Annotated in this window: 9 protein-coding genes; 2 read left to right on the top strand and 7 right to left on the bottom strand. The window is 36.6% G+C overall.

Annotation, left to right across the window (positions count from 1 at the left end):
- Positions 1-166: 166 nt before the first annotated feature.
- The 3 genes from GQR55_RS13810 to GQR55_RS13800 form a co-directional block, all read right to left on the bottom strand.
- On the bottom strand, positions 167-454 hold the full coding sequence (locus tag GQR55_RS13810; RefSeq protein ID WP_166421058.1) for a DUF3781 domain-containing protein: 288 nt from the start codon (positions 452-454) through the stop codon (positions 167-169).
- 524 nt (positions 455-978) lie between these two features.
- Entirely contained in the window at positions 979-1,230 is a 252-nt protein-coding gene (locus GQR55_RS13805) for a Rho-binding antiterminator (RefSeq protein ID WP_166377460.1), read from the bottom strand.
- A gap of 10 nt (positions 1,231-1,240) precedes the next feature.
- Positions 1,241-2,080: a DUF417 family protein gene (locus GQR55_RS13800; protein ID WP_166421057.1), complete on the bottom strand. Its 840-nt coding sequence runs from the start codon at positions 2,078-2,080 to the stop codon at positions 1,241-1,243.
- 284 nt (positions 2,081-2,364) lie between these two features.
- Between GQR55_RS13800 and GQR55_RS13795 the strand changes: the two genes are divergently transcribed.
- Positions 2,365-3,831 (top strand): DASS family sodium-coupled anion symporter, encoded by a 1,467-nt coding sequence (locus tag GQR55_RS13795; RefSeq protein WP_166421056.1) that lies wholly within the window; start codon positions 2,365-2,367, stop codon positions 3,829-3,831.
- Positions 3,832-3,927: 96 nt separating this feature from the next.
- Complete coding sequence (locus tag GQR55_RS13790) at positions 3,928-4,362, top strand: GNAT family N-acetyltransferase (protein ID WP_165723388.1); 435 nt, start codon at positions 3,928-3,930, stop codon at positions 4,360-4,362.
- Positions 4,363-4,364: 2 nt separating this feature from the next.
- Here the strand turns inward: GQR55_RS13790 and GQR55_RS13785 are convergent, their stop codons facing one another.
- From GQR55_RS13785 to GQR55_RS13770, 4 genes are all read right to left on the bottom strand, one after another.
- Positions 4,365-5,000 (bottom strand): trimeric intracellular cation channel family protein, encoded by a 636-nt coding sequence (locus GQR55_RS13785; protein ID WP_004334621.1) that lies wholly within the window; start codon positions 4,998-5,000, stop codon positions 4,365-4,367.
- Positions 5,001-5,466: 466 nt separating this feature from the next.
- Complete coding sequence (locus GQR55_RS13780) at positions 5,467-5,931, bottom strand: hypothetical protein (protein WP_231617034.1); 465 nt, start codon at positions 5,929-5,931, stop codon at positions 5,467-5,469.
- A 14-nt stretch (positions 5,932-5,945) separates the two neighbouring features.
- Positions 5,946-6,542, bottom strand: a complete 597-nt coding sequence (locus tag GQR55_RS13775) for an RDD family protein (protein WP_166421060.1) — start codon at positions 6,540-6,542, stop codon at positions 5,946-5,948.
- Between the two features lie 105 nt (positions 6,543-6,647).
- Positions 6,648-6,818: a hypothetical protein gene (locus GQR55_RS13770; protein WP_166421055.1), complete on the bottom strand. Its 171-nt coding sequence runs from the start codon at positions 6,816-6,818 to the stop codon at positions 6,648-6,650.
- Between the last annotated feature and the right edge of the window lie 164 nt (positions 6,819-6,982).

Raw genomic sequence — 6,982 nt, 5'->3', positions numbered from 1 at the left:
TGAATGGATTCAAGGTTAAAAAGCAATCAATTGAAAATAGTAGAATACGTTCCTAGAAAGAGTAATTCTACAGCCTCAACGCCCCATTAAGAGGCAAAAAATAGTTGGTTAAAATAGCGAGGCACGAGCAAAAACCAACTGTTTTTTGTCCTGCTTGAATGGCTTGTTATGAGTTTTTTACCCGCGGAGTCTTATTTATTTCCTTTGCGGTGATGATAGTGAAACTATGAGAGTTAACCGTTAAAATTGCATTTTTACTAACGCATTTGAAATAATGATTTTTACCCTTCGTTTCTATATCATCAAGCGGGGTTGATAATAGAGTTTCTTTTAAATAACCTTCTGTTTCAACGTCTGAAAAATGAGTGATATTTAGATTTTTTCTAATTCTCAAAAATCCTAAAGCAGTGTTTTTAAAACCTTCAGTTATCGAGACTTTCAAAGCTTGATTCATACGTAAACTCATAACAGCTTATTGAACACCACTTTGGGGGTTTATAACACCCCAAAACGGCGTATATTACATTGTTCAATAATTCCACTAAATAACTTTAATGTAAACAAGTAATTAGGCATGTTATAAAAAGCCCTTTGTTATTTTGCACCAAAACGGCGTTTAATAATGTTATTGGACAAAATTAAATTAGCTGTTTATATAAACAGTGGCTTCTGTAAGTTAGCTTTATTTATGTAGCTACCTTTTACGACCATAATTAACAAACGTACGGATACTAAGCGCTAGTTAAGACTTATTGAGGCTTACTTATACTGGATTAGCATTTTTTACGCTTTAATAGCTGGCGTTTAGCCTTATTCGGTAAAAACATTATTAATAAATTAAGAGGAGTAATAGGAAAATTTTGGCTTTATGTATTTAGCACGTAATTAGCTAAAGCATTGGTTAGATAAGCGAGCCTTAACATATTAATGATACAGGCTCGCTGAGGTGTTTATGATAAAAACGGATGAATAAGGTATTTACTTTACATCAAAGTTCACGTGGTCAAAATATGGATTTTTCTCACGCGCTTTAAGTACACTGATCGTAGTGAGAACAATGAGTTGCAGTTCGTTATTTACGTTAACAACTATGCATTCGTCTCTATTAGCATTGCGTTTTGTGTCAGTTGCTACGCCACATACACCATCACCATTTTTTAATATAAGCTCAATGCTTAAACGGTGCATACAGGCAATTTCGATATAGTCGTATTGGTGGCAACTGATCATAAAGTTCTCTTTATTTAGCCGGTTTAAATATCATTAAAGTAGCAATAACGATTAAGTTACCTACGTACCATAAATCTTTAATTACAAACTGACCTAAACGCTCCAATAAAGTGCTTGAGCTAAATGCGCCGGTTGCGGTAATTAAGAATGTTTGAGTCATCATAAATACGCTTAAACACGCTAAGCCACTTACAATAATTAACTTTTTATTATTTAAAAATAGCCCTAAGCCCAATAACACAGCAAATAATACATCAAACCCGCCAATCACGTTAGACGCGCCTTGCACGCTAAATACCGTATATAACCACGACATAAACGGTGAGGTTTCTACTAAACTTACAATGCCTTTTGCTTCAAACTCATAAAACTTCATACCGCCAATCCACAGTAAAACCATAGCAACCGGTATAAAGTTTAAAAGTACGTGTTGTTTGTCGGTAAGTTTGTCTTTATAAAATAAAAACAAATATAAAGGCACTACAGCAAAGTATTTAATTATGCCCTGCCCGCTACCAATGATTGGAAAGCCGCCAAGTTGCGCCATCCAACGGTTGCTGGCAAATAATGTTAGTAACGGGACGATGCTAATTACAATAGCTAACACGAGTGCCGCTGTAGGCTTTATTAATTTAAAATGCGCAGCTAAGGTTGTTGCTACTAGTGCGAGCATAGTTGAGCCCGCCAATAAGCCTAATGTATTTACACCTATTAACGCATCAAGCTCATAAAAGCTAAATGTAGCCGTTAACGTATTAGGATTTGCACCTAACGCAAACGATAAGCCAAGCAGTAGAAAGCTCAATGAGAGTAAAAAAGAAAGTGCGTTGTTTGTGTGTTTTAAGTTCATTGTATTTCCAAGTATTCGTTAAGACTTACAAAGACCTTACAAGCCGATAAAAAAATTCAAACTAACCCTTAAAAAATAAGAGTTGATTAAGTACAACGTAAGCTCTCGTAGGGTAATTTAATCATTCACTTTAGTTTATGGTTTATTACCTCTTTATTAATAAAATTAAATAAGTCTAATATTCATATGATGTGCGTCACCTTTTTTATTATTAAATGAAGTAAAATAACGTTGCCTTTTCAATACACAGAATGCATGCATTTCTAAAACCTAGGGACATTTTAATGAAGGGTACTGATATTCGGGTTACCTCTGGACTGATTTCTATAGCCATTGTTTTATTACTTTGGTTTGCTGTACCGCCTCCGCAAGGTGTAACTGAAAACGCATGGCATTTGTTGGCTTTATTTGTTGGTACTGTAGTTGCCATTATTGGTAAAGCAATGCCGATTGGCGCCATTGCTATTTTGGCTATTACCTCTGTCGCGTTAACGGGCGTAACTAATGACAGTCCTTCTGGCGCTATTAAAGATGCATTAAGTGGCTTTTCTAACTCATTAATTTGGTTAATTGGTATTGCGATTATTATTTCTCGGGGTTTAGCTAAAACCGGTTTGGGAAATCGTATCGGCTATAATTTTATTTCTCTTTTTGGTAAAAAAACAATTGGTATTGGCTATGCACTCGCGCTGTCTGAACTTGTTATAGCGCCTGTAACGCCAAGTAATACCGCGCGAGGCGGCGCTATTATTCACCCAATTATGAAGTCGATAGCAACAAGCTTTGGCTCGTCCCCTGAGGAAGGTACATCTCGTAAAATTGGGCACTACCTTGCTTTAGTGAGCTACCATATAAACCCTATTACATCCGCTATGTTTATTACGGCGACTGCGCCAAACCCTCTAATTGTAAAGCTTATTGCTGATGCTACCGGTGCAAATATTAGTATTACATGGGGTACGTGGGCGCTCGCTGCACTTGTTCCTGGATTGTTATGTATTGCCCTTGTGCCTTTGGTTGTTTATGCCATTTACCCACCTGAAGTTAAAAGCACACCCGACGCTAAAAACTATGCAGAATCTAAATTAACTGAAATGGGCCCAATGAGTTATGGCGAAAAAATAATGGTGGGAGTTTTTGCCATGCTGCTTGTTTTATGGGCCGGCGTACCTGCAATGATTTTAGGGACTGACTACGCAGTTAACACAACCGCAGTAGCTTTTTTAGGTTTATCGGTTTTATTAGTGACTGGTGTATTAAGCTGGGACGATGTACTTAAAGAAAAGTCTGCGTGGGATACCGTTGTTTGGTTTTCAGCATTAGTAATGATGGCCACTTTTTTAAATAAACTAGGTTTGGTAACGTGGTTTTCAACGCTTGTTGAGAGCAACATTGCACAACTGGGGTTTGACTGGATTGTATCGGCCATTATATTGGTAGCTGTATATTTTTACGCACATTACTTTTTTGCCAGTACTACAGCACATATTACCGCTATGTTTGCCGCATTTTACGCCGCAGGTTTAGCGCTTGGCGCACCGCCTTTATTTTTAGGTTTACTGTTAGCTGGCGCTTCATCACTCATGATGTCGTTAACGCATTACGCAACAGGCACATCACCTATAGTGTTTGGCTCAGGCTATGTATCGTTAAAAGACTGGTGGGTAATGGGCCTTATAATGAGCGTTATTAATTTAAGTGTATGGGGAATTGTTGGCGGGCTTTGGTGGAAAGCACTTGGGTATTGGTAATATTGCCTTGTTAGTTTGGCTTGCACATTTAATACTGCGCACTTATTTTGATTAGTTCTACAAACATAAACATTAAGGCTGTTACAAGGGAGCACTATGGTTTTTAAATTCATAAAGGCAGCATATTCAGACCGAGACTACTTATTAAGCCTCAGAAAGCTGACTATGGTCGAACACTTAGAAAATGCCGGGTTATTTTTAACAGATCAACAGCATGTTTTAAGGCTTGATGATCAATATGACTGCTCCCATCTTATAGTTATAAATGAGGTACCAATTGGTACTTTAAAATACCAAACGCACGCTCAACACGTTGAAATAATGCAATTACAAATACATCCATTGCACCAAAATAAAGGGTATGGGAAAGCGGTTATTGAACAAGTTATTACAAATGCGCAGTCAAAACCCATTAAACTCACCGTGCTTAAAAACAACCCAGCATTAGGACTTTATAAGCGGCTGGGTTTTACTATAACGGATGAGGATAATTACGAGTACCACATGCAAACACGGGCTATTCGTAGCTAAAATTAGTCGCTTTGATCTCTGAAGTCTTTTTTTCTGAAAATAGTTAAATGCCAACCCCAATGCAAAGAGCCTAATCTTAAAAAGATAGTCGTGAAAAATGAGCCTAAAATACACCAAATGTAATCTACATTAAGGCTAAATAAAGCAGCATAAACTGCACCACCCGCTAAACATGCAGAGGCGTAAGGTTCGCTGCGCATAACAGTTGGTACCTCACGGCAAATTACGTCACGTATTAAACCACCAAATATACCTGTAGTGATACCCATGGTAATTGCGACCACCATGCCAGAGCCATTAATGAGTGCTTTTTCTATCCCCATAATATTAAATAACGCCATACCCACAGCGTCTACTAATAAGAAGTAGTAGTTATTAACGCGCGGTAAATATCGAATAAATGCAATTGTTGCTATAACGGCCCCATAGGTCGAATATAGATACTCCGGGGTAGCAATCCAAAATACCGGTTTGTTTAAAAGTATATCCCTGAGGGTACCGCCCCCTAGTGCTGTAACGGTTGCAACCACTACGACGCCAAAGCCACTAATGTTTTTTTCATACCCAAGCAATGCACCTGCAACAGCAAAAAATGCAACACCGAGTAACCCTAGTACCATAAAGTATTCAGCAGTCATGGTAATTCCTTTTTAAAGTTTATAAGGAGTTGTTTCAACTTACGTGCCAAAAAACATCCCTTAAAAGTTGAATTAACTTTAAAAAATACATTTAAAAACAACGCTGTAATTTACACTGAATGCAGTTTGAGGTTAGGTTTTATGAAAGGTAATATTTGAAAAGGTAATTATTTTAAAAGTAGGTATTTTTTACACGTTGTTTATAAGTAGCCCCTAAAATTAAATTAGCCCTATTTTTCCACTCAAAATAAGCGAGATAGCCTACAAAAATTGACTCAAAGATTAATAGGCTAATACCTATCCAACTTGTAGAATTACATAAAAAATAACGCTGACATCTACCCTAATTTTATTGTTGACGTAGGTCGGATAAATGACGAAGCCATGCTATCCGACAATTAATTTATAAACAAAAAGTAAGAGTTTATTGTGTTGGTAATTAGAGTGGATGACACCCTAATTTTCATTAACTTCCCTCAGAAAAACGCCCTGTATCGTCTGTCATCTTTACTGGTAAACCATTACCAACCATAAAGTGATAAAAACGTAAATCATCAATCAAGTCAGGGGCTGATATTTCTATGTCTCGGTAGGTCGCGTCTCTAAATTTAAACCTTAAGGTATGCTCAAACCGCTTCGTTTGACAATAAAGTACTTCTTCTAGCTCAGACACCTTTATATTTATACCAAGTAATTTAAATTCACCATTCGCAATATCAATAGCTTGTGATTGCTTATTATTTGTTGATAGCCATTCAATAACCACTCCTAAAGAAGATAATCCAAACAAATATAAAAACTGATGCAATAGAGGCTTTTCGTTAATTACTTCCATGTAAAATAGTAAAATGACAATAAATAATGCTGATAAAGCCAAACTGTAGATTATTTTAAATCCGGGTAATTTTTTTTGCCTAGGCAAAGCTGCCATAATTAATATCCTGATTAATCTACATAACTCACTTTTGTTCCCGCGAAATGATCATGTAAACATCGTTTATCTTTTCCAAATATAAATAATGGATTAACAAAACCAGCTATAAACTGACCTACCGAAGGGACAAGTGATAAGAGTTGCATAGAAAGCATGCGTTTAAAGTAAATTGTAGTAAAGCTAGCTTGTGTACCATCTAAATTTTCAATACGGATAGACATTAAAGATTTACCAATTGTTTGTCCGCGTTGGTACATAAGGTAACCATGAAGCACTAACGTGCTTAATATGCCATAACCTAGCAAACCTGCAGATAAAGTAAGTGTTGGTTGGCTTAAATTATCAAACCCTACGAGTATGAATAAAGGTATAAAACAAACAACACCTAAAACGCCATCAACAATAGCAGCCACTAGCCTATCTGAGCGCGTTGCTTTTTCTCCTGCTAGTTTTGATACAATATTTTCAGATGGGCTCTGTGCTTCTCGCGTTTTAATTAAGTCGTCTATTTCTTTTGCTCGATCTGGGTAGGCTTCGCGATCTATAACTTTCGCTGATGAGTAAAGCTCATCTAAAGTGTAGGTAGAAAAATCAATTTTAGAGTTCATAAAAGCTAAGTTCATATCTTCTTTTTATCGTAATTTAACATAATTAGTTTAGGTTATTCAATTGTTTATGTGTTTTTAATAACATACCATAACGTGTTGGCGTTTTTATAACTCGGCCCGCAAGCGTGCTGCTAAATAGTGCGTATCAGCAAGCTCTTTTATATTCATTATAAAAAACATGTCCTTTTGGTCAGGTTTAACCACACCAGAAAGCATTTTCATTAATGTGCTTTTACCAGCCCTATTTTCCCCTTTAGATTTAAATATTAAAAGCATTCACTTTACCGTGCTTTATTTTTTAAGGCTACGCCGTTATTACCTATGCCTCGATAATTTAGCCGCCCAAAACCATTAACTGACCAAGCGGTCAACAATGGCATAGTAACTGCAATAAACTTACTAATATTAAAAAGTATTTTTGTTACCCGTGCGCAAACAAC

This window comes from Pseudoalteromonas sp. Z1A8 (assembly GCF_011378855.1).
In the GTDB taxonomy this organism is placed as follows: domain Bacteria; phylum Pseudomonadota; class Gammaproteobacteria; order Enterobacterales; family Alteromonadaceae; genus Pseudoalteromonas.
Note: the sequence above shows the minus strand (reverse complement) of the source record. Positions and strands in the feature narration are given on the sequence as shown.

Coding starts and splice junctions, on each gene's coding strand:
- GQR55_RS13810 (WP_166421058.1), bottom strand. CDS start 454: ATGAATCAAGCTTTGAAAGTCTCGATAACTGAAGGTTTTAAAAACACT.
- GQR55_RS13805 (WP_166377460.1), bottom strand. CDS start 1,230: ATGATCAGTTGCCACCAATACGACTATATCGAAATTGCCTGTATGCAC.
- GQR55_RS13800 (WP_166421057.1), bottom strand. CDS start 2,080: ATGAACTTAAAACACACAAACAACGCACTTTCTTTTTTACTCTCATTG.
- GQR55_RS13795 (WP_166421056.1), top strand. CDS start 2,365: ATGAAGGGTACTGATATTCGGGTTACCTCTGGACTGATTTCTATAGCC.
- GQR55_RS13790 (WP_165723388.1), top strand. CDS start 3,928: ATGGTTTTTAAATTCATAAAGGCAGCATATTCAGACCGAGACTACTTA.
- GQR55_RS13785 (WP_004334621.1), bottom strand. CDS start 5,000: ATGACTGCTGAATACTTTATGGTACTAGGGTTACTCGGTGTTGCATTT.
- GQR55_RS13780 (WP_231617034.1), bottom strand. CDS start 5,931: ATGGCAGCTTTGCCTAGGCAAAAAAAATTACCCGGATTTAAAATAATC.
- GQR55_RS13775 (WP_166421060.1), bottom strand. CDS start 6,542: ATGAACTCTAAAATTGATTTTTCTACCTACACTTTAGATGAGCTTTAC.
- GQR55_RS13770 (WP_166421055.1), bottom strand. CDS start 6,818: ATGCTTTTAATATTTAAATCTAAAGGGGAAAATAGGGCTGGTAAAAGC.